The 1081-nt window shown below is 66.9% G+C and carries 1 protein-coding gene; it reads right to left on the bottom strand.

All coding sequences use genetic code 11. From position 1 onward, the window contains the following. The coding region (locus AAHB17_RS24470) for a VCBS domain-containing protein (RefSeq protein ID WP_342133667.1) at positions 1 to 1081 on the bottom strand (1081 nt) is incomplete at both ends.

Here is a 1081-nt window from a genome sequence, read left to right as displayed (position 1 = left end):
CTCGTGTCCGAGCCGGTCGCCAGGTCGTCTTCGTCCACCCGCACGTCGCCACCGCTGGCCTGTGCGGTCAGGTTGGTGATGCTCACGCCGTCGTTGGCGCCGTTGATGGTCACCGTCAGCGTGGCTGTGCTGGTGTCACCGTCGGCGTCGGTCAACGTGTAGGTGTAGGTGTCGGTCAGCGTTTCGCCGGTCGACAGGCCTTGCACCGCCGGGTTGGCGTTGTTCAACGTGTAGGTGTAGCTGCCATCGGCCGCCAGGCTCAGCGTGCCGTAGGTCAGCGCGCCGCTGTACGCGGTGGCATTGGTCGGGTTGTCCACGCCCAGCGTGTCCGCCCCCGCACCCAGCGTGATCACGTTGCCGCTGACCGTGTTCGGGCTGGCGTCCTCGGTGATGCTGTTGACGTCTGCCTTGGCCAGCGGCTGGGTGTCGGTCACCCCGATGTCCAGCGTGTTGCTGGCCGTTGCACCCGTGCTGTCCGTCAGCACAATGGGAATGGCGTCAATGATCGTGTCGCCACTGGTGTGGCTCAGCGGCTTGGGATCGTAGGTGTAGCTCACCACGCCCGTGGCCGGGTTGTAGCCGTTCAGCACCAGGGTGCCTTCGCCGGTGTCGATGCTCACCGGGGTCGTGCCCAGGGTGCCCAGCTGTGCCGCGCTCAGCGACGTGCCGCCCACGCTCACACTGGTCAGCCCGTCCGGGGCGCTCAGCGTGAAGTTGCCCGCCGTCGGTCCGGCCGCTTCGGACACCGTCTTGTCCTGGACATTGACCAAGTCTTCGTCGGGCACCGTCACCACCGGGCCGCCATCGCTGGCGCCGTTGATGGTCACCGTCAACGTCGCCGTGCTGGTGTCACCGTCGGTGTCCGTGATGGTGTAGGTGTACGTGTCCACCAGGCTCTGCCCGGCGTTGAGTGCGTTCACCGCCGGGTTGGCGTTGTTCAACGTGTAGGTGTAGCTGCCATCGGCCGCCAGGCTCAGCGTGCCGTAGGTCAGGGTCGGGTTGGCCGCCGTCACCATCGCTCCGTCCGCGCCCTGGACATCGTTGCCGCGCACGTCGCCGCTGACCGTATTCGGAACAGCAT

Source organism: Hydrogenophaga sp. OTU3427, from assembly GCF_038440225.1.
Classification (GTDB): Bacteria; Pseudomonadota; Gammaproteobacteria; order Burkholderiales; family Burkholderiaceae_C; genus Hydrogenophaga.
Note: the sequence above shows the minus strand (reverse complement) of the source record. Positions and strands in the feature narration are given on the sequence as shown.